Annotated in this window: 25 protein-coding genes and 2 tRNA genes; 8 read left to right on the forward strand and 19 right to left on the reverse strand. The window is 63.7% G+C overall.

Going from position 1 to position 20,277, the window contains the following annotated elements:
* Positions 1-12 precede the first annotated feature (12 nt).
* Positions 13-240: a hypothetical protein gene (locus tag BX604_RS37120; protein ID WP_098556904.1), complete on the reverse strand. Its 228-nt coding sequence runs from the start codon at positions 238-240 to the stop codon at positions 13-15.
* 192 nt (positions 241-432) lie between these two features.
* Complete coding sequence (locus tag BX604_RS37125; RefSeq protein ID WP_098556906.1) at positions 433-741, reverse strand: phosphatidylserine/phosphatidylglycerophosphate/cardiolipin synthase; 309 nt, start codon at positions 739-741, stop codon at positions 433-435.
* 365 nt (positions 742-1,106) lie between these two features.
* Between BX604_RS37125 and BX604_RS37130 the strand changes: the two genes are divergently transcribed.
* Positions 1,107-1,850 (forward strand): DUF695 domain-containing protein, encoded by a 744-nt coding sequence (locus BX604_RS37130; RefSeq protein WP_098556908.1) that lies wholly within the window; start codon positions 1,107-1,109, stop codon positions 1,848-1,850.
* 403 nt (positions 1,851-2,253) lie between these two features.
* Here the strand turns inward: BX604_RS37130 and BX604_RS39305 are convergent, their stop codons facing one another.
* On the reverse strand, positions 2,254-2,430 hold the full coding sequence (locus BX604_RS39305; protein ID WP_179894964.1) for a hypothetical protein: 177 nt from the start codon (positions 2,428-2,430) through the stop codon (positions 2,254-2,256).
* Positions 2,431-2,753: 323 nt separating this feature from the next.
* Between BX604_RS39305 and BX604_RS37135 the strand changes: the two genes are divergently transcribed.
* Complete coding sequence (locus tag BX604_RS37135; RefSeq protein ID WP_098556910.1) at positions 2,754-3,218, forward strand: plasmid fertility inhibition factor family protein; 465 nt, start codon at positions 2,754-2,756, stop codon at positions 3,216-3,218.
* A 77-nt stretch (positions 3,219-3,295) separates the two neighbouring features.
* Here the strand turns inward: BX604_RS37135 and BX604_RS37140 are convergent, their stop codons facing one another.
* Together BX604_RS37140 and BX604_RS39310 are read right to left on the reverse strand one after the other, a co-directional pair.
* On the reverse strand, positions 3,296-3,814 hold the full coding sequence (locus BX604_RS37140) for a GNAT family N-acetyltransferase (protein WP_098556913.1): 519 nt from the start codon (positions 3,812-3,814) through the stop codon (positions 3,296-3,298).
* A 434-nt stretch (positions 3,815-4,248) separates the two neighbouring features.
* Entirely contained in the window at positions 4,249-4,593 is a 345-nt protein-coding gene (locus BX604_RS39310; protein ID WP_179894965.1) for a ribonuclease E inhibitor RraB, read from the reverse strand.
* Positions 4,594-4,823: 230 nt separating this feature from the next.
* Here BX604_RS39310 and BX604_RS37150 point away from each other — a divergent pair, with 230 nt between their 5' ends.
* Positions 4,824-6,023: an acyltransferase family protein gene (locus BX604_RS37150; RefSeq protein WP_257146509.1), complete on the forward strand. Its 1,200-nt coding sequence runs from the start codon at positions 4,824-4,826 to the stop codon at positions 6,021-6,023.
* Here the strand turns inward: BX604_RS37150 and BX604_RS37155 are convergent.
* From BX604_RS37155 to BX604_RS39315, 3 genes are read right to left on the reverse strand one after another with little or no spacing between them, the layout of a single operon-like run.
* Complete coding sequence (locus BX604_RS37155; protein ID WP_098556918.1) at positions 5,967-6,842, reverse strand: DUF2460 domain-containing protein; 876 nt, start codon at positions 6,840-6,842, stop codon at positions 5,967-5,969. The two genes, BX604_RS37150 and BX604_RS37155, sit on opposite strands and share 57 nt — an antisense overlap.
* A complete protein-coding gene (locus BX604_RS37160) occupies positions 6,843-7,922 on the reverse strand; it encodes a hypothetical protein (protein ID WP_098556920.1) in 1,080 nt (359 codons plus the stop codon).
* Positions 7,919-8,122 (reverse strand): DUF4224 domain-containing protein, encoded by a 204-nt coding sequence (locus tag BX604_RS39315; RefSeq protein WP_175760457.1) that lies wholly within the window; start codon positions 8,120-8,122, stop codon positions 7,919-7,921. The genes BX604_RS37160 and BX604_RS39315 overlap by 4 nt, the downstream gene beginning before the upstream one ends.
* A gap of 53 nt (positions 8,123-8,175) precedes the next feature.
* Between BX604_RS39315 and BX604_RS39865 the strand changes: the two genes are divergently transcribed.
* Positions 8,176-10,353, forward strand: coding sequence for a tyrosine-type recombinase/integrase (locus BX604_RS39865; protein ID WP_257146510.1), 2,178 nt, complete (start codon positions 8,176-8,178; stop codon positions 10,351-10,353).
* Positions 10,354-10,441: 88 nt separating this feature from the next.
* On the opposite strand, the gene BX604_RS37175 is transcribed toward BX604_RS39865, so the two are convergent.
* From BX604_RS37175 to ssuD, 8 genes are all read right to left on the reverse strand, one after another.
* Positions 10,442-10,517: transfer RNA gene (locus BX604_RS37175), tRNA-His, on the reverse strand.
* 59 nt (positions 10,518-10,576) lie between these two features.
* Positions 10,577-11,563, reverse strand: a complete 987-nt coding sequence (gene dusA, locus BX604_RS37180; protein WP_244109167.1) for a tRNA dihydrouridine(20/20a) synthase DusA — start codon at positions 11,561-11,563, stop codon at positions 10,577-10,579.
* Between the two features lie 131 nt (positions 11,564-11,694).
* Positions 11,695-11,949, reverse strand: a complete 255-nt coding sequence (locus BX604_RS37185) for a hypothetical protein (RefSeq protein ID WP_098556926.1) — start codon at positions 11,947-11,949, stop codon at positions 11,695-11,697.
* A gap of 54 nt (positions 11,950-12,003) precedes the next feature.
* Positions 12,004-12,201, reverse strand: a complete 198-nt coding sequence (locus BX604_RS37190) for a hypothetical protein (protein WP_098556928.1) — start codon at positions 12,199-12,201, stop codon at positions 12,004-12,006.
* A 151-nt stretch (positions 12,202-12,352) separates the two neighbouring features.
* Positions 12,353-12,568: a TOBE domain-containing protein gene (locus BX604_RS37195; protein WP_006400187.1), complete on the reverse strand. Its 216-nt coding sequence runs from the start codon at positions 12,566-12,568 to the stop codon at positions 12,353-12,355.
* A 56-nt stretch (positions 12,569-12,624) separates the two neighbouring features.
* Positions 12,625-13,584, reverse strand: a complete 960-nt coding sequence (locus BX604_RS37200; protein ID WP_098556930.1) for an ATP-binding cassette domain-containing protein — start codon at positions 13,582-13,584, stop codon at positions 12,625-12,627.
* Positions 13,581-14,393, reverse strand: coding sequence for an aliphatic sulfonate ABC transporter permease SsuC (gene ssuC / locus BX604_RS37205; RefSeq protein ID WP_098556932.1), 813 nt, complete (start codon positions 14,391-14,393; stop codon positions 13,581-13,583). Before ssuC ends, BX604_RS37200 begins: the two co-directional genes overlap by 4 nt.
* A 16-nt stretch (positions 14,394-14,409) precedes the next feature.
* Positions 14,410-15,567, reverse strand: a complete 1,158-nt coding sequence (gene ssuD / locus BX604_RS37210; RefSeq protein ID WP_098556934.1) for an FMNH2-dependent alkanesulfonate monooxygenase — start codon at positions 15,565-15,567, stop codon at positions 14,410-14,412.
* Between the two features lie 341 nt (positions 15,568-15,908).
* Here ssuD and BX604_RS37215 point away from each other — a divergent pair, with 341 nt between their 5' ends.
* Positions 15,909-16,337 carry a hypothetical protein gene (locus tag BX604_RS37215; protein ID WP_098557160.1) on the forward strand — a complete coding sequence of 143 codons (429 nt, stop codon included), beginning with the start codon at positions 15,909-15,911 and terminating at the stop codon, positions 16,335-16,337.
* Between the two features lie 121 nt (positions 16,338-16,458).
* Here BX604_RS37215 and BX604_RS37220 read toward each other — a convergent pair whose 3' ends face one another.
* From BX604_RS37220 to BX604_RS37230, 3 genes are read right to left on the reverse strand one after another with little or no spacing between them, the layout of a single operon-like run.
* Complete coding sequence (locus tag BX604_RS37220) at positions 16,459-17,610, reverse strand: enoyl-CoA hydratase/isomerase family protein (protein WP_098556937.1); 1,152 nt, start codon at positions 17,608-17,610, stop codon at positions 16,459-16,461.
* A gap of 22 nt (positions 17,611-17,632) precedes the next feature.
* Entirely contained in the window at positions 17,633-17,965 is a 333-nt protein-coding gene (locus BX604_RS37225; protein WP_373562458.1) for a DMT family transporter, read from the reverse strand.
* Positions 17,966-17,974: 9 nt separating this feature from the next.
* Positions 17,975-18,472: a heme-degrading domain-containing protein gene (locus BX604_RS37230; protein ID WP_098556942.1), complete on the reverse strand. Its 498-nt coding sequence runs from the start codon at positions 18,470-18,472 to the stop codon at positions 17,975-17,977.
* 213 nt (positions 18,473-18,685) lie between these two features.
* Here BX604_RS37230 and BX604_RS37235 point away from each other — a divergent pair.
* From BX604_RS37235 to aat, 3 genes are all read left to right on the forward strand, one after another.
* Positions 18,686-18,762, forward strand: a tRNA-Met gene (locus BX604_RS37235).
* Between the two features lie 172 nt (positions 18,763-18,934).
* Positions 18,935-19,480 carry an NUDIX hydrolase gene (locus BX604_RS37240; RefSeq protein ID WP_098556944.1) on the forward strand — a complete coding sequence of 182 codons (546 nt, stop codon included), beginning with the start codon at positions 18,935-18,937 and terminating at the stop codon, positions 19,478-19,480.
* Between the two features lie 11 nt (positions 19,481-19,491).
* Positions 19,492-20,256, forward strand: a complete 765-nt coding sequence (gene aat, locus BX604_RS37245) for a leucyl/phenylalanyl-tRNA--protein transferase (RefSeq protein WP_098556946.1) — start codon at positions 19,492-19,494, stop codon at positions 20,254-20,256.
* Positions 20,257-20,277: the final 21 nt, after the last annotated feature.

Below are 20,277 nucleotides of genomic sequence, written 5' to 3' on the forward strand. Positions count from 1 at the left end.
TCGGTCGCTCGATCAATTGCACACCTTGACGGCGCCGTCGGACGTGCACGCGTGGGTGGCCCAGTGGCTCTCGCCGGCCAGATGCGGCGCCTGCCCGATGCCACGAATCGGCGTGGCCGGCGACGATGCCGGAATCGCCGTCGATGCAGTCTCGGGCGGCGGCGATACGGTTTCGGTCTGACAGGCCGCGAGCACCAGGCAGGATGCGACGGCCAACGGGGCGATGAAGTGTCTGGACATGGTCTCGTGCGCGGTTGCGTTGTTCGCTCGTTGTCGGCACGACAGAACGCGCGTCGGCCTTCCCGTCGATCCGCTCGACACGGTCGGCAACGATGCAGGACGGTTGCCCGATACTACGCCTCGCGATCGGCGCGCGGCGAATCCGTAAATGTTCGCGTGCGCCCGCCTTTGCAACGATCCGGCGCGCGTCGTTCAGATTTGCGGAAGATCCCGCAACGTACGCGACTCGCTCGTCGCATCGACGTCGAGCTCGATGCCTTCCGACGCATCGCGATACAGCACGCGCTTCAGCTTCGGTCCCACGGCCGTTCCGTCGACTTCGTCGAACACCGCGTGAACGTCGTTGCCGGACGCGAGCGCGTGCGCCACCTCGACCACCGCTGCTTCGCTCGGCGTAGCGGCCCATGACCGGTCGGCCGGATTGACGGCCGCCCAGCGCACGTGCGTCACCCGCGCGCTGAGCGGATCGATTCGGACACCATTCACCGCAAACATCGACATCGCAGTCTCCTCCGAAATTATTGCGGCCCGCCACGCAAAGCGCGTCAGGTGACGTGCGCCGCGGACTCGCATGTATTCGCTGCCGGAGCGGCCACAAGAAATCGCCACCGCACCGTCTCGTAGCCCGGTCGCTCAGCATACTGGCGCGATGCGATCAGGCCGCTCGGCCATCTTGCGCAACGGGCGCAAGCGCCGAGCCATGGAACGCGATAACCGTGCGCCAGCGCTCGAATTCGATCGGCATCAGGATCCCCGGCACACGACCGGGCGCACGATCCAGCGCGCCTCTTCGGCCAACGCGATTTTCGATGATACATTGGGACGCTTTGCAACCGTCAACAGACAATCGTGCACGGGAGAAACACATGACCGACGCCTGGGGAACCTTCCCTGCCAGAATGGGCGACCATCAGGCCTTCATCAGCTTCAATAACAGCTATGCGGAAATCGCCGAAAGCGATCCACGCACGGCGCTGCTCAGCGTGCGCGTCACGCTTGCGCATCCGACGCCCGACGGCCTGCCGAGCGGCGACGAGTTCGCCGATCTCACCAGGATCGAGGATCTGCTCGATGCCGCCGTGATCGCGAAAGACGGGGTGCAGGTTGGCCGCATCACCGTCGACGGCAACCAGGATTTCATGTTCTACGTCCCGTTCGACGAAGCGGCCGCGGCAGAGATCGTCGACTCGCTGGCCGAACAGACGACCTACGCGCTTCAGTACGCGTACCAGGACGATCCCGACAAGGAGACGTACTGGCGCACGCTCTACCCGACCGATGACGACTGGCAGTTGATGCGCGACATGCGTGTGCTCGAAGCGCTGCGGCAGCAAGGTGACATGAGCGACGTGAAGCGGCGCGTGATGCACTGGGCGTATTTCCCGGAGCCGAGCGACGCGCACCAGTTCGCCGACTGGGCCGAAGCGAAAGGCTATCCGGTCGAATCGGTCGCACCGACCGAAGACGGCAAATCGGCCGTGCGGTTCGCGCACGAAGGCGCGACGACGCTGGCCGACATCACGCGCCATACGCTCGCGATCAATCGCGAAGTACGCTCGCTCGGCGGCGAATACGACGGATGGGAAACCAGCGTCGAGCAGGCCGGCTGAGCCGGCGGCAACACGCGCCGCACGTAACCGGGTCTCGACAGGCTCGGGACAAAAAACATCCCGGCAGCGCAGTGATGCGCCACCGGGATCAAGGCATCACCGGCCCAGACCGGCGATGGGCCCAAGCGATCGCTTGGACACGAGGAAAGCGATTCATGCGGAGCAGGCGAACGGATGCCGGGGCGCGAAACGCAGCCTGCCGAACGCCTGTCCGGTTACTCCGACGCGACCTGCATGCGTCGGGCGGCCAAAAAGCCCCGCTCCTGCGCGAGCGAGCGGGGAAACGGTTGACCGGGCCGGGGTAGATCGGTCAACCGGTCAGATTGTGAATTGCCGTCCATGCAATCGTCTGTGCGGCAACTCACCCTTTCAACCGGAAAGCCCGCGTGCCGTGTGAATTGCATTACGTGCCCGAATGCAAGCGCAGCGGCCGGTGCGAGCACCGCGCCGAAATGTCCGGGCCGGTAAAAGATGTCGTGATATTTCTGGCGTCGATCACACCGACACAGCCGGTTTCCCGGGTTTCGAGCATCGCGGTGGAGCGGCAATCGCGATACTCGATCTCAAGCTCCGGCGACATGATTTTTTCCCGCTACTCCGCCCGCTGGCTCTTGTGATGTCCCGCGTCTGTCCGCCTTCACGCGCTGCGTGAATCTTGTGTGACTTTCATAGCACGTGTCATTCCGGCCAGCAGTATCGCGATATTCTCGCAAGATGTGGATGTCGACTGAATACGCATGACCGGATCGCTCCTGCAGCCGTTTCGTGACCGGCTCCTTGCGCCATTCGATCACACCTGATTCGCCGTTCGTATTCCGGGTATCCGCCTGCCAAGCGGCCGTGGCCGTGATTGCGCTGCTACATGCCCCCAACAAAAAAACGCATGCGCCATCAGAGGAAATAATGACACTCGCCCGGGTACAACAAGACGGCGTGGAGGTCTGGATCATCCAGCTTCCCGGGCACGCCGCCTATGCCTATACGCATCTGAAGCGGGTATTCGCCTCCGACGATTCGCGACATCGTGTCGTGACGGTCGACCTGAGGAAACTACTGGCCTGTGCCGACCGCGACACGACCGATTATGTGCTGCCGGCGGTGCAGTACTGGGCGCCCGGCAAGGCTGCCGGTATTCGCGAATTCCTTGACCCGGACGAGGCGAGGATTCCGGACATGCCGTTCATCACGTTTCGCGAGACGCGAACGCGGACGCTGCTCGGCATCCCGGGCCTGTCGAAAATCGGTGTCGCGTCGTTCCGCAACGGTCAGCATCGTGCGCGCTATCTCGCGTATGCGGGAGCGACGAGCCTGCCCGTCGAAGTACATGAAACGGAGGCGGATTTGCTCCTGCGTTATTGCAGCGAGTAACGGATGGTGTGCGGCGATTTTCCGGGACGGACATGTAGCGCGCAGCCGTTCTGTTCGCTGCCTGCCAGGCTCCGCCTTTACGCCTCGATTACGTAGACCCGATCAGTCACTTCTGTCAGGCCGATGTGGCTCGTTTCGACCGTGAGCCATTGCCAGCCGTTGTGCTCGTAGAAACCAATCGCGCGAACATTGTCGTCGAGCACGGACAGATGAACCCTGCCCGAACCGATATGTCGGGCCCATGCGCGAACGGCTTCGATCATGCGCTTTCCCGTGCCGCTCCCGTGATGATTCGGATGTACGTGAAGACAATCGAGCAGAACGCCACGCGCCGAATCGACCGGCCTTTCCGCGCTTACGAAACCAACCGGGACGCCATTCGATTCCGCAATCAGCACGAGGCCCCACTCTGCTTCGGCGCGATCAAAATAATGTCGCCAGCGGGTTGCGTGCTCCGTCGGCGCGTCGTCCGACAGATAAGCCGCCGGAAGAATATGGCTGTACGCGCTCTGCCAGCTCAGCGTATGCAAGCGAGCGATGCGCTCAGCGTCGTGTGGTGTCGCGCTGCGCAGGATGACGGCTCGGTTTTCCGGCATGCGTGATGACTCCCGTTGGGTGATCGTGGTCGGGAAAGTGTAGCAATCGCGATATTTCAACGGTGGATTGAATCGCTAATTGCGCGAGATGGCGCAGCAAAAAAAAGTCCCGACGCCTTCCGGGGCGTCGGGACCGAACGGCCCTGCAAAGCTGCGGGCACGAGGAATTTAATATATTACACGAATGCAAGACTGTGAAGATTTGGCGGTTTGCGTCATATCACGGTTCTATTCCGCCAATTTGCGTGCCGATGATCGTTTTACGACCACCGCTACCGATTTGCATTGCGGATTCGTGAACAAATGCAGGATCGACCAATCGGAAATGTGCGAACGATGTGTATCGGCATCAGGTTGCGCCATCGAGCAGTCTTTCGTGTGGCGCTCGATATCCAGGTATATCGCAATCGATCATCGGCGCGAAAAGCTTCAGCTTAGTGGCGCTTCTGGGCAATGCACCCCCACCCGTCATAATGCAGTCCGTAGAGCAAGCTGACGCACGCCATGAAACCGGAGACGGACAAGATGTTGTGCTGTTGAATCGGCATGTTTATCACGACCAATACCCGATGCTCGTCTCCCGATTGATCGACCGTGGCGCGGCCGTATTGATAGTCATTAATGAAGCCCGCGACGATGGCAGCCTTCTCCGCTGAAGGCCCTCGCATCAGAAACTCGACGTCACGAGGGAGACCAAAATCGTCTCCGCTGGCATCCAGCGTCCGCAATAACTCGACGTCAGCGATGGCGGTGTCCATCAGATTGGCGATAGTCGACACGAGCGTCCTCGCTTTATTTTGAGTCGAGCCCGATCGTATCACCGTCGTCAACTCACGCTCGAGATGGTGACGCTGAACAATGACGCAGAACATCACGGACCGGCAACAAGGCAGCCGTGCGACCGCGAATCGCGGTGACCTTCGCGGTTCGCTTATGCCTTTTCGCAAGCACGGCTTTTCTTCGTGGGAACGCCCCGTGCCACCCAGTGTAGTACCGCAACCCATGCCTAATGGCTTTCCCTACGGACATTGAGCGTGCCCCGCTTTTCCCCTATAACCGAATCGACAACGAGGATGCGCAAATCTTCGGCGGGGAGCACATGAAAGGGACCATAGCCAGTCTGGAGGGGCTGCGCGGGTGCGCCGCGTTACTTGTTGTCGTCTATCACATGCAGTTCTACCTTCCGGGCCGTGGCGTGAGCCGGAACGGCTATCTCGCCGTCGACCTGTTTTTCGTTTTGAGTGGCTTTGTGATTTGCAGCGCGTACGGAAGCAGGATTGGCGACACGAGGCAATGGCTCAGTTTTATGGTGCGCAGGTTCGGTCGGCTATGGCCGACGCATATGGTTGCCAGCGTCCTATACTACGTCATGCTCAACCTGCTGGTCGCGATGGCAGTTGTCCTGCATATTCCGAATGCTCACCCTTTAGTGCCCACCGTCATCGAAGCCGGGTCGATCGCCACGATGACGCAAGGACTCCATCTCTTCCAATACGATATCGGGAATGGTGTCAGCTGGAGTACTGCAGACGAGTTTTACATCTATCTCCTGTTCGGAGCGCTCTGTTTGATAATGCCGGCTCGGCACCGCGCCGCCGGCTTCGCCACATTGGCGATTCTTGGATATGCGATTGCGGTATGGGCATCGCTCATTCCTCGCTCATGCATGACACGAGGCGATTGTCTGGGAACGACATTCGACTGGGGGTGGGCCCGCTGCATGGCCGGCTTCTTCATCGGCGCCACCATTGCGCATTACCGCGACCACCGAATTGTGACAAGTACGACCGGAGCGGCCACGCAAATTTTGATCGCGGCCATCGCCATTGCCTTAATCCTGTTTGCGGATTGCATACCTGGCCTGGCACTCATGGCCCCGTCGGTATTTGCGATACTCATCGCATCACTTAGCCGCGACGAAGGTCCGATTGCACGACTACTTCACTGCCGCGCGACACAGTATCTCGGCGGCGTATCGTATTCGTTATATCTCGGCCATGCCGTTTTTCGGCCGGCGCTCCTCGTCTCGGAAAAGCTCACGACCGGTCCTGTCGCACTCGCGATTGAATACACGGTTTTTCTAGCCGCGTCCTTCGTACTTGCAAACCGGTTGAATCGTTCGGTTGAGACGCCGTTCCGGGAGCGATTCAACTCATGGGCCGATACGGCATTTCGCTCCTCTGCGCTGTCTCGGCCAGCCGTCGACTGACGCTGTTGAGTCGCGACTGCCCCCGCACCCGATTCCGGTTTGGGACTGAAACATCGAACCTTGGAGATCGTTGGCCTGCGGCACCCGCTCGGAAAACGAGCGAGCATTCCGACGAATGTCGGTAGGCGCAGATATGGCGACCGCAACGCCATTCACTGCCGACGCACCCGTGCCGGTGACGCCCGTGAAATACAGCATCTTCCCGACAGTCCAGCCCGACGGCACGGACGCGACGGTGAATTGCGTCGTCGCGCCCGGCGTCCAGCCGGTGACGGCCGCGCTGTTGTCGGCGACGAACGTCACAAGGCCGGTCGTCGTGTCGAGGCTGTAGTTACCGGGCGACGAGCCGGCGACGAGCGTCGCGCCGTTGCGCTGCAGTTGCACCGCGAGCGGCTTCGCGATCAGCCGATAGTCGGCGAGCGGCGCGGCCGCGTACTTCTTGTACAGCTGCAGCGTCGGCGTGCCGTTGCCGGCGCCGGTCGGCACAACGTCCTGGCCGAAGGTCGTCTGAATGCCGAGCAGCCCCTGCCCTTCGTCCATGTAGTCGGTGAAGTCGCGGAAACGGAACCCGTATGCCTGCCCCTTCACGATCCGGAAGAAGTTGCGCAGCGTCTGGACCGAATACGCGTCCTGCACGCCGTCGCCGGTGCGGAAGCAGTTCTGTAGGTCCCACGAACCGCGGCCAAACTTCCACAGGATGTTCCGCTGCTCGCGGCCGGACGTCGTCTCGGCGATCGTCGTGCTGAAACACACGCCGCCGCGCGCCCAATACGCGAGATCGTCGGGAAAGCGCGGCGTCTCGAGGAATGGCGTCGTCATTTACCCGTTCCTCCGCATTGCGAGTTGCATGCCGGCGCCGGCCGCCGCCGCGATCTGGCTCTGCGTGCGCATGTCCATCTGCTGCGGCAGGTGGAAGTTGTTCGTGACGGCGACCGCGCCGAAGTTGTGTTCCGGCCGGTTCAGGTAGGCCGGCGTGATGCGCTCACCCTGGTGAATCTGCGCGATCATGTCGTTTGGCACGAACGGCGTGCCAACGTCGTATGAGGGCATCGTGAAGCCGTACGCATTGCCACCGATCGACGGCATGGTGTCGCCAAGGCTCCCGTCCGGCATCGTGAAACCCCAAGAATTTGAACCGCCAGTGCCCTCACCGAAGAGGCCGCCCAAACCACCGCCAGGCCCCGACAAACCTCCCAGGCTGTTCGACGCTGCAGCGGTCCCCGCCGACACCGTGAGTCCAGCTAACGCTGCAGTGGCAGCTGCAATCGCCGCTGTCATCGCAGTGATGCCTGTTGTGTCAGCTGTAACAGCCGTCGTGTGCGCGGTCGTCGCCGTCGTGCCGGTTGCGTCGCCACCGAGCAACTTCGATGTGCCCGTGCGCAGCAGCGAATCGACCGAGAAGCCGCCGCCGAAGTCCATCTTCGAGACGCTGTTGAACAGTTGCTTCGCCGCCAACTGCGTAAGCATCTGGTCAACGTTCATCGTGAAATCGCGAAAGGCTTGAAGCGCATTTCGAGGCTGCTGCGCAATGTTTGCGAACATCTTCGTGAAGCTCGCCTCGATGTCGTCGGCCGCCTGGCGTGCCGATTGCGATTGCGCGTCGTTCGCCGCGATCGTCAGTTGCAGCTGCTTCGTTTGGCCGTCCTTCCGCGTGTCCGGAGCGTAGCGCTTCCAGCGGTCCGTTTCCTTGAACTCTTCCCAGAGTTTCCCGATCGTGCCCGTGTCGCCGGCCGCGCCGATGATGTCGAGCACCTTGCGCACGGCAGCGACCTTGTCCATGCCTAGGCTGATCGGCTTGGCGCCGACCGGGTGGTAGCGGTAGCTGATCCCCTTCTTCCTGGGGATCGCCTCCATGCGCGGCAGCAGCCCGTCACGCAGGATGTTCTTCTTCCGTTTCATGCTGTTTGCCAGTTGATGTTCGCTTTCTTCTGTGCCGGCTCATCGCGCCTGTTGACCTGGTCCCACGTAAGGAACGGATGCCCGTCGGCCTTCAGCGGTGCATCGATCCCGAGCGCCTTTTTGATCCAGCGCTTCTGCGCGGCACCTTGTTTGAGGCCGCCCGTCAGCTCGACGAGCTGATCGTTCGTGACGATACTCATCGTTCGATCCTCCTGAATTCGACAACCCATACCCATGGATTCGCATCCCAGCCATGACCACGCGCGACGTTCAAGCCGTCCCAGAGCACGGCGAATCGAGAGCGCATGCATGCATCGTCAGATTTGCAATTCGGTTTGTTCCACCCCATCGGGAGGAGTGGTCCATAAATAGCGCCCTCGGCGCACGCAACTCTGCCGACGGCGCCGGCAAAGCGGCCGTGGCAAACGAGTTGTTCGGCGCGGCCGGCGCGCAGCTCATCCCGTTGCTCGATCGCGGGTCCGCCGGGCTCGGCGAGCTGTCGAAGCAGGCTCACGAGGTCGGGGCTGTCATCGGCGGTGACACAATCAAGCAGATGGCGGCGATGAAGGAGCAAATGGACCTCGCGCACGCCCGCATGGATGCCATGTCCATGAGCGCGAAGACCGTGCTGCTGCCGACGATCCTGAATCTCACGCAGGCCCTGTCGGACAACGCCTCGCTGAAGCCGATTCTCGAGGACTTCTATCGCGGGGTATCGGAGGTCGTGAAGGTAGCAGCCTCCGTCTTCGGGACACTGGTAACCGGCGCCGAGCAGGCCGGTATCGCCATCTCCACCGTTGCGACCATTGCGAACCGCGCGGGCGCTGGCGATTTCTCTGGCATGGTTGCTGCCGCCAGCAGGGGCTTCCACGACATCGAGACGAAAGGTGCTCAGTATTCGAGCTTCATGCACAAGGTCTGGTCCGACTCGGCGGCGCCAGCTGATCTTCACGGTGCCGTCGGCACGAAGCAGATCAATTTCTCCAAGGGGACACCGCGCGGTCACCACGGCGGCGAAGTCACGCCGATGCGCGACTACGCCTATGAGAACGCTCAGACGCAGGCGAAGCTCAACGTTCTTAAGGAGGATCTGAAGGCCGAGCAAGCCGAGCTGGATCGGTCCTACAAGTTGCAAGAGATCTCGCTTCGTGACTATTACCTGAAGCGTCTTGAGATCACCTTGACCGGCATGGACGCCGAGCGTGCTGCAATAAAGGAGCAGCTCGACCAGACGACGGCACTCGAAGGGAAGGCTCGGAACCCGGCCGAACGCTTGTCGCTCAAGACGAAGGAAGTTGAGATCAACGGGCGTCTCGCGGTGATGGACCGCCAACGTGCAGCGGCCGCAATTCAGGGTTCGCAGGAGATGCAGGCAGCGATCGCGGCCGAGACGAAGGGACTCGAAGACCTGGCCGCGAAGCGTGCGAATGCCGGTTTCTCGCAGGCGCAACAGCGCGCGCTGATGGCGGCAGAGGAAGAGGTTAAGCAGGGGCGCATGACGCAGGCGCAGTTGATCGAGCTGGAACGGCAATTCGAAGAGCAGAAGACGGAAATCGCGATCCAGGCGATCCAGCACCGGCTCGACACGGAGAAGTCGCTGACGAAGGTCCAGAAGCAGGAGCTGCGCGATCAACAGGTGCAGTTGGCTCAGGACTACGAGCAGTGCGCCGGGCCACTACTCATGCGCTTCAAGGATGCCCGCGCGTCCGACATCGAGGCTCCAGACGTTGCTCGCTATCTACGCAAGGAACGGAAGGACGCACCCGTACGAGCGAACCGCGAGATCGCCCTGCTCTCGAACCTCATCGGTCTCGCGATCGAATTCGGGCAGGCTAAAACGAACCCTTGCCGCGAAGTCCGACGCAACGAAGAGCAGCCGCGCACCGAGACCGCAGATCCGGCGGAGTTCCAGGCATTCACCAGCTGGCTCGCCGCGCAGGGCGGCCAGCGCGCGATGATGGGCATGGCGGCCGAGTACGCCGCGCTCGCCGGTAACCGAAAGATCGAGTTCCTCGACCTCTCATGGCCGCAGGTCGACCGCAAGGCAGGTCACATTCGTGTGAAGCGGGCAAAGCAGCGCGGTAAGAAACGCGGCGAGGTCATCGAGCAGATCGAAATCACGCCGCCGCTCGCCGAACTGCTCGATCGCCTGGAGTCCGTGCGCGGTGAGAAGGAATGCCTCTACGTCTTCACGACGAAGTTCGGCACGCACTACACCCGAGACGGCTTCAAAGGGTTCTGGGGGAAGTTGATGAATGAGGCGATCGAGGCGAAGGTCATCGCCAGCCGATTCACCTTCCATGACCTGCGCGCATACTACGCGACGCAATTCAAGCGTGAGAGCGGCACATTGCCGGACCTTCACGCGAATCCTGCGACCACTGCGCGCGTCTACGATCGAAACAAAATCGTGAAGCGGAAGGCGCTTTAAATTCCATTTTGTGGAATTTCAAAACAAAAACGGCACTGTCTTTTCGAACAGTGCCGTTTCTAACTACTTGATACCGCTAGGAATTCTTTGGGGTGGCTGATGGGACTCGAACCCACGACGACAGGAATCACAATCCTGGACTCTACCAACTGAGCTACAGCCACCACTGATACTGCTTTTTTTCTTCGCTGCTTCGTTTCGTGTTCAGCAGCGAAGAACAAGATTATACGAAGACTTTTCCGTCTTGCAAAGCATTTTTTTCAAAATTTTCGATGGCGTCGTTCAGATGCGTGCGCGCCTCGTCAAACACGGCCAGATCGCCACGCGCGAGCTTCTTGTTGTCGGACAGCACACGACGCCAGCCACGCGCCCCGGCGACGCCACGATAGAGCCCAAGCGCATGCCGGACGATCGCGCCGAGATACGTGCCGCGCTTCAGCTCCGCCGCGCAGTATTCGATCAGTTGCGCCTCGGCCTCTTCACGCGTCGACACCGCCGCGGTCGACCCATAGAAGCGCGCATCGACTTCCGCGAGCACATACGGGTTGTGATACGCCTCACGCCCGAGCATCACGCCGTCGACGTGCTCGAGATGCAGCGCGACTTCGTCGAGCGTCTTGATCCCGCCGTTGATCACGATCTCCAGCGACGGGAAATCGCGCTTCAACTGATACGCATACTCATACTTGAGCGGCGGGATCTCGCGGTTCTCCTTCGGCGACAGCCCCTTCAGGATCGCATTGCGCGCGTGTACGACGAACGTCTCGCAGCCCGCTTCCGCCACCGTGCCGACGAAGTCGCGCACGAACGCATAATCCTCGACCGCGTCGACACCGATCCGGTGCTTGACCGTCACCGGCACCGACACTGCATCGCGCATCGCCTTCACGCAGTCGGCCACCAGTTGCGGCTCGTTCATCAGGCACGCGCCGAACGCACCACGCTGCACGCGCTCGGACGGACATCCGCAATTCAGGTTGATCTCGTCATAGCCCCACTGCTCGCCGAGCTTCGCCGCGCGCGCGAGATCGTCCCGCTCGCTGCCGCCAAGCTGCAGCGCGACCGGCGACTCATTCGGCGTGAACGCGAGATGCCGCTGGGCGTCGCCGAACAGCAGCGCGCCCGTCGTGATCATTTCCGTATACAGCCACGTGTCGCGCGTCAGCGTGCGATGGAACGACCGGCAATGACGGTCGGTCCAGTCGAGCATGGGCGCGACGGAAACGCGGCGGGGAGGAAGCGAGGACGGTGCGAACATGGAATTCGGGGCAGCAAGCGGCGCGGGAGACAACCCGAGATTTTACCGCAACGCGGCCGAACCGGCCCGCCAGCCCGGCTCGACTAGGTTTGACCGCCCTCGCCCAGTTCGGCATCGACGGCACGGCGCGCCTCTTCGAGCACGCGTTCGATCACGCGCCGTTCGGTCAGCAGCACGCCGTCGACCTTCACGAGCCGCCAGTCGATCCGCACGGCGGCGCCTTGCAGCACGCGATAGTGGGCATGCTCGCCGTCCCAGACCTGCTCGGTCTTCACCTCGATCTCGAAGCCGCGGTACGGCTCGCTGAAATCGCCGAGATCGCTGCCTCTCGGTTCCATCGCTCGCTCCGTGGCGACGCAGCGCCAGGCCGTCTCGCGGCCGGCACCGTGCGCTCAATCGTATTCGTTAGACAAAATGGATTTGCCGTCGTCGGTGAGATCGACGCGATCGGCAGCCGCCTGATAGATCAGCCCTTCGTTCAGCAACGCATAGACGACGTCGTCGAACGCAGCGGGAACCGGCCGGCTGTCGCCGAACTGGTCGATCCACTTCAGCGCCTCGAAGGCTTCGGGAGAAAGGATGGGGGTCATGCGTTGGCCTCCGGCATCGGTGTCGTTCCATCCTAGCACTTCATATCGACATCGAATACCGCGACAAACGCGTGACGGAACCGCCCGGCGCCGCAGCCACGCGGGCGGACGAGCGGTCGGCCCGTCCGCGCCGCACGGCGGCGACACGCACTCAGAGGCGCGCGATCGACACTTCCGTCGACTTCACGAGCGCGACGACTTCCGCGCCGACCTTCAGTTCGAGCTCGTCGACCGAACGGGTCGTGATCACCGACGTGACGATGCCGAACGGCGTCTCGACGTCGACCTCGGACACCACCGGCCCGCGAATGATCTCCTTCACCTTGCCTTTGAACTGGTTACGTACGTTGATTGCAGTGATGCTCATCGGGTTGATCGCTCCGAACAAAAAGTCTGAGAACGAGCGGCGGATGCCGCCCGGATTTAAACGGCCCAGCGGATCTGCCCGACCGGTCGTACGTTATCGACGTCAAGCGCCGCGCGCTGATCGGCCGCCCCGGGTCCACCGGCGAGCACGCGTTGCAGCACGTGATCTTCCAGCGCCGCAAACGCGGCCGACGCGCGAGCGCGTGGCCGTTCGAGCGGCACGGGCTGATCGAGGGCGACACGGCCCTGCTCGATGAGCAAGATCCGGTCGCCGAGCGCGACGGCTTCCTGCACGTCGTGCGTGACGAGCAGCGCGGTGAACCGGTGTTCGCGCCACAACCGCTCGATCAGCGCATGCATCTCGATGCGGGTCAGCGCGTCGAGCGCGCCGAGCGGCTCGTCGAGCAGCAGCAACTGCGGCCGGTGCACGAGCGCACGCGCCAGCGCGACCCGCTGCCGCTGGCCGCCCGACAATTGAGCAGGCCAGTCGTTCGCACGCTCGAGCAGGCCGACTTCGTCGAGCACGGCACGCGCCTGATCGCGCGCACCGCGCCCGAGGCCCAGCATCACGTTCTGCAGCACGGTCTTCCACGGCAGGAGCCGCGCGTCCTGGTACATGATCCGCGTATCGAGCGCGCCACCGCCCTCGCCGCGCGTCACGAGCGCGCCGCTGCTCGGTTGCTCGAGCCCCGCGACGAGACGCAGCAGCGTGGACTTGCCGCAACCGCTGCGCCCGACGATCGCGACGAAACTGCTGCGCGCGATGCCGAGTTCGACGTTGTCGAGCACCGTGCGCTCGCCGAAGCGCTTGCTGACGCCGGACAGCGTCACCGCATCGTCCGGTGCCGGGCTGCCGATGCGCCGCCGCGCAAGCGGAACGACGGATGCGCTGCCGTCCCGGTCGACGATCGCCGCGTCTCGCGCGTCGCCGTCGGTCACGCGCGCCTGCGCCAGTTCGGCCTCGAGGTCTGCGCCGGCGAGCGGGCCGTAGACGGCCGCCGAAGTCGTCGCATTCATGCCTTTGCTCCTGATTGATAAGCGGGGTGCCAGCGCAGCGTCACGCGCTCGATCCACTTCGCCAGCACGTCGGCCAGCTTGCCGAGCACCGCGTACAGCAGGATGCCGACCACCACCACGTCGGTTTGCAGGAATTCACGCGCGTTCATCGTCATGTAGCCGATGCCCGACTGCGCGGAAATCGTTTCCGCGACGATCAGCATCACCCACATCAACCCGAGCGCGAAACGCACGCCGACGAGAATCGACGGCAACGCACCGGGCAGGATCACGTCGCGGTACAGCGCGAAGCCGCGCACGCCGTAGCTCTTCGCCATCTCGATCAGGTTCGCGTCGACCGAGCGAATCCCGTGATACGTGTTGATGTACACAGGGAAGAACACGCCGAGCGCGACGAGGAACAGCTTCGCCTTCTCGTCGATGCCGAACCACAGGATCACGAGCGGAATCATCGCAAGCGCCGGGATGTTGCGGATCATCTGGATCGTCGAATCGAGCGCGACCTCCGCCGCTTTCGACAGACCGGTCGCGAGCCCCAGCGCGAGGCCGACGCCGCCGCCAATCACAAAGCCGAACAGCGCTCGCCACGTGCTGACCTTCACATTCGCCCACATTTCGCCGGACGTCACGAGCGACCATGCCGCACGCACGACCGCGACGGGTTCGGGCAGCACGCGGGTCGACAGCCAGCCGACGCGCGCGCCAACCTCCCATGCGACCAGCAATGCGATCGGCACGAGCCACGGCGCGATGGCGCGCCATGCGCGGGCAGCCAGCGCGGCGCCCGTCGTCGACGTTTTCGTTGTCATCGCAGGCCTCCTTCGTTCAGCTCTGGCCGGCCTTCGGCAGATAGTTGTTGCCAACGATCTCGCCGAACGGGCCAGACAGCGGGCCGGCCGCCTTTTCCGCGCCCTTGCCCTTGATCAGCGGGAACACGAGTTCGGCGAAACGGTACGACTCCTCGAGATGCGGATAGCCGGACAGGATGAACGTCTCGATGCCGAGATCCGCGTATTCGCGCATGCGTTCGGCAACCTGTTCGGGGTTGCCGACGAGCGCGGTGCCCGCACCGCCGCGCACGAGACCGACGCCGGCCCACAGGTTCGGATACACCTCGAGCGCGTCGCGGCCGCCGCGCTTGCCGCCGTGCAGCGCGGCCATGCGGCGCTGGCCTTCGGAATCCATGTTCGCGAATGCCTTTTGCGCGCGGGCGATCGTGTCGTCGTCGAGACGGCTGATCAGGCGCTCGGCATCGCGCCAGGCTTCGTCCTCGGTTTCGCGCACGATCACGTGCATGCGAATGCCGAACTTGATCTTGCGACCACGCGCTTCAGCGCGTGCGCGGATGTCCGCGATCTTCTTCGCGACGGCTTCGGGCGGCTCGCCCCAGGTCAGATAGGTGTCGATGTGATCCGCGGCGATCGTGTGCGCGGCCGGCGACGACCCGCCGAACCACAGCGGCGGATGCGGGTGCTGCACGGGCGGATAAAGCGCCTTGCCGCCTTTCGACTGAAGGTGCTTGCCGATGTAGTCGAAACCGCCGTTCTCGTGCGAGGCGGACAGCAGCCCGCGCCAGATATGCAGGAAATCGTCGGTGATCTCGTAGCGCGTATCGTGATCGGCGAACAGGCCGTCGCCTTCGAGTTCGGCCGAATCGCCGCCCGTCACGACGTTGATCAGCAGGCGGCCGCCCGACAGACGGTCGAACGTCGCGGCCATCCGCGCTGCCAGCCCGGGCGATGCGATCCCCGGACGCACGGCGACCAGGAACTTCAGGCGCTGCGTCGCGGGAATCAGGCTCGACGCGACGACCCACGCATCCTCGCAGGAACGACCGGTCGGCAGCAGCACGCCGTCATAACCGAGCGTGTCGGCCGCAACGGCGACCTGCTTGAAATAATCGTAATCTGCGGCGCGCGCGCCTTCGGCAGTGCCGAGGTAACGGCTGTCGCCGTGCGTGGGGATAAACCAGAAAACATTCATCTGCTGCTCCTGCTTGACTGTCCTTGCCGGAATTCGGATAAAACGAGGCCCTGCTCGCGTCGCGGATGAGCGACGCATGCATGGTGTGCGTTCGAGTCGGGATGGCTCGCCGGTCAGGCCGTGCAGCGGGCGAGTACGCGATTGCACGGCTGTTTCTGGGAAATCAGTCTAGGGATCGGGGCAGGGCTTTGGAACGATTTTTTTGAGCTTAGGTTTTCCGCTTTCGTGATTAGCACGACGCTCCAGCGAACATCGCAGCAGCCGGGCCCTATAATGACGCACCTATCCGAATAACTTCGCGCGGACGGCCCCGGCCAGCCGCGCCTGCAATGCACTCACCGATGCAGAAAGTCATCCTGCCGTTCCTGTCCGGCTTCCTGGCCGCCCTCTTCTTTCGCGAAGCCACGCTCGCACTGCTGCACACGGCCGATCTGATCGCCGCAGCCGGGTTCTCCACACAACCATTCGCGCCGCTCGGCATTCCTGAATTTGTCGCGAACGCGTTGATCAGCGCATGCTGCGCGGTTCCGATGGCGTGGCTGTTGCGCGTGTCGCCGGAACGCGAAGCGCCGTGGATCGGCGCGCTGGTGTTCGGCGGCATCGTGCTGACGGCCGCCCGCGTGTTCGCGATCGATCCGCTGCGCGGGATCTGGCCGTCGGGCAACATGATGCCGGTGCTCGCGGCCGGTTTCGCGGCGAACGCGATCTGGGGCTTCGGCGCGCTCGTGTTCATGCGCGCGTTCATGTCGGATGACGCCGGCGACGAGTAAGACGCACGGCTTCGGCTCGGCCCCTGCCCGCCGCAGCCGAATCGAATCGGCATCCGCAAATGAAAAGGCCGCCTGCACCTGCAGGCGGCCTTTTTGCTTCGTGGCCGGATATCGCGCCGCGTCAGTCCTTCAGGTTGCGCAGCGGATGCGTGTCGGGCGTCCACGGGCTGTCGAACATCGCGAGCACGTCGGCCCGGTCGACATCGGCCGTCGTCTTGAAACGCCAGGCCGGCTGGTGATCCTTGTCGACGATCAACGCGCGCACGCCTTCGATCACGTCGCCCCGCGCAAACGTCGAACGCGTGAGGTCGAGATCGCGCCGCAGGCAATCGGCCATCGTCGCGCCACGGGCCCGCTCGACGACTTCGAGCGACACGGCCATCGACAGCGGCGACAACTGGCTGCGCATCGCGTGCGCTGCCTTCTCGACCCACCCGTCCACTGCCGCGCAATCCTGCTCGGCGTCGAGCGACGCGAGGATCGTACCGATCTCGGGTTGCGCGAAATGCCGGTCGATCCCCGCGCGCGCGTCGGCCAGCGCCGACGTGTCGGGCGTCGGCACGACCTTGTGCGCGGCGGCCGCATCGGCCACGCACGCGACGGCCTGCGCGCCGCTGTCGATGCGCGCGCTGCGCAACGTGTCGAGCAGCGCCGGCAGCGCGGCGTCCGGGAGATAAACGTCGGCGAGCTGCGCATACAGTGCGCCAGCCGCGTCGAGCGTCGCGCCGGTCACCGCGAGATAGCGGCCGAGTGCGCCCGGCGTGCGCGCGAGGAACCAGCTCATCCCGACGTCCGGGAACAGGCCGATGCGCGTTTCGGGCATCGCCATCTTCGTCGAATCGGTAACGACGCGCAGGCCGCCCGTATGCCGCGCCGCCTGCGAAATGCCCATGCCGCCGCCCATCACGACACCGTGCATCAGCGCGATGTACGGCTTCGGATAGGCGAAGATCGTATGGTTGAGCGTGTATTCCTCGATGAAGAACGTGTCGACCGCATCGCGATCGCCGCGCTGCCAGGCGTCGTGGAAGAAACGCACGTCGCCGCCCGCGCAGAACGCGCGCGGATGCGGGCTGTGCACGACGACTGCGACCACCTCGGGATCGTCGCGCCATGCGTCGAGCGCCTGCTGCATCAGGCAGATCATCCCGACCGACAGCGCATTCAGCGCTTTCGGCCGGTTCAGTTCAAGAAACCCGATACGGTTCGCAACATACGTGCGCACGTCGGGCTGAGCGGATTCAGCGGAAGGGGAATCGGTCATGTGAGCCATCCGGCGTATCGCGGGCGCACGCTCAGTGCGCCTGCATCTTCGAGAACAGGTTCAGCACCACGACGCCCGCGACGATCAGCCCGAGGCCGATCACCGCCGGCAGGTCCGGCACCTGACGATAGAGGAGCATCGCGACAAGCGTGATCAGCACGATGCCGGCGCCTGACCACACTGCATAGATGATGCCGACCGGCATCGTGCGCAGCGTGATCGACAAACAGTAGAACGCGACACCGTAACCGGCCACGACGAGCACCGAGGGCCAGAAGCGCGTGAAGCCGTCGGCCGCGCGCAGCGCGGACGTGCCGATCACTTCCGCGACGATCGCGATCGCGAGCCATGCGTAACCCGGCAGTTGCATCGTTCAGCTCCTTGCGAGCGCCAGCACGGCGTAGTCCTGCCCGAGCTCGGCGCAGAGCGCTTCGACGACGAACTCGTGATCCGCGCGCTGCGGCAGCCCCGATGCGGTGATCGAGCCGATCACGCCCGCCCCCGCCACGGTCAGCGGAAACGAGCCGCCGTACGGCGAGTATTCGGCGAGCGGCAGCCCGTGCTTGTCCGCGAGCGTGGCGCCGGCCTGCTGCATGCGCAGGCCGATCGCATACGAGCTGCGGCGGAAATGCGCGACGACGTTGCGCTTGCGGCGCACCCAGTCGGCATTGTCGGGCGTCGCACCCGCGAGGGCCGCATAGAACAGCGGCTGCCCGAACGTGACGATGTCGATCGCGACCGCGTGGCCGCGCGACGTCGCGAGCGCATGCATGCGGTTGCCAAGCGCCCACGCGCGTGCCGGGTCGAAATGGGGAAACACGAGCGCCTGTTCCTGCGCGCCGATCGATTGCAGATCGTGAGCGATGTCCATGAATCCGTCGATGCAGTAGTGAGGGTTGCAACGGCACCGACGCAATCGCGCGCGACGCCGCTGCAGGAATGACGACACAAGCAAACCGCACGATTCTAGCGCACGCGCCTGCCGTACCGGCCCCACAAGCGAAGTACAAGGGATTGCAACGCGATTGTCAGAAAGTGCTTGCATGCATTAGGGTTAGTCCATATAATTCAATTCCTCGACGGACGCGGGGTGGAGCAGTCTGGCAGCTCGTCGGGCTCATAACCCGAAGGTCGTAGGTTCAAATCCTACCCCCGCAACCAACGTCCCGATTCGATGCAAAAAGCCCGGCCCAACGCCGGGCTTTTTGTTTTTCCGCGCACGATCCTGGCACTGCCCGCCGCACTTCGCGCAGCATGCGGCACACATGCGCGGCCGTTCGAGAATGCCCCGCCCCGGTGATACACTCGCATCACCTCGTCCCTTCCACTCGACATGAAATTCTGCTCCGTCTGCGGTCACGAAGTCATCGCGCGCATTCCTCCGGGCGACAACCGCGAGCGCTTCGTTTGCGATCACTGCGGCACGATCCATTACCAGAATCCGCGTAACGTGGTCGGCACCGTGCCGGTCTGGGGCGATCAGGTTCTGCTGTGCCGCCGCGCGATCGAACCGCGCTACGGATTCTGGACGCTGCCGGCAGGCTTCATGGAAATGGGCGAGACGACGGCCGAAGCCGCCGCGCGCGAAACGCTCGAGGAAGCCGGCGCACGCGTCGAGGTGCAGAACCTGTTCACGCTGCTCAACGTACCGCACGTGCACCAGGTCCATCTGTTCTACCTGGCACGGCTCGTCGATCCGGCCTACGAGGCCGGCGAGGAAAGCCTCGAAGTGAAGCTGTTCGACGAAGCCGACATTCCGTGGGACGAGATCGCGTTCCCGACCGTCAGCCAGACCCTGCGCTTCTTCTTCGCCGATCGCGCCGCCGGCGACTACGGCGTGCATACCGGCGATATCTTCCGCTCGCTGCGCAACGGCTGAGCCCGCGACCCATGGTCCCCTGGCTCGGTCCGGACGACCCGTTCCCGCCCATCGAGCGCGCGCTCGGCCCCGAAACCGGCGCGCCAGGGCTGCTCGCCGCGAGCGCCGACCTGCTGCCTTCACGCCTCATCGACGCGTACCTGCGCGGCATCTTCCCGTGGTATTCGGACGGCCAGCCCGTGCTGTGGTGGAGCCCCGACCCGCGGATGATCCTCGCGCCGGCCGAATTCAAGGTGTCGCCGTCGCTGCGCAAGACGCTCAAGCGCGTGCTGCGCGAGCCGGCGTGGGAAGTGCGCGTCGATGCCGATTTTCCGGGCGTGATGCGCGCGTGCGCGCAGGCGCCGAGGCGCGGACAGCGCGGCACGTGGATCACGGCCGAAATCATCGACGCCTATACGTCGCTCTATCGCTCCGGCAACGCGCACAGCATCGAGACATGGCACGACGGACGCCGTATCGGCGGCCTGTACGGTGTCGCGTTCGGGCGGATGTTTTTCGGCGAGTCGATGTATGCGGACGCCACCGACGCGTCGAAGATCGCGCTGGCCGCGCTCGTCGCCCACCTTCGCGACCAGGGGCTGGAGATGATAGACTGCCAGCAGAATACGTCGCATCTAGCGTCGCTCGGTGGCCGCGAGATCGCACGCAAGGCCTTTGTCGCTCACGTGCGCCGCGCGGTAACCGAACCGCCGATTCCGTGGCAGTTCGACAAGCGCGTGCTCGCCGCGCTGACGGGCCCCGCCGAACCGGCGGCTCCCCCCGAGATCGAGCGCTAGCGCGGCACTCCTTCCCTGCAT

This window comes from Burkholderia sp. JKS000303 (genome assembly GCF_002563755.1).
GTDB classification, from domain to species: Bacteria; Pseudomonadota; Gammaproteobacteria; order Burkholderiales; family Burkholderiaceae; genus Burkholderia; species Burkholderia anthina_B.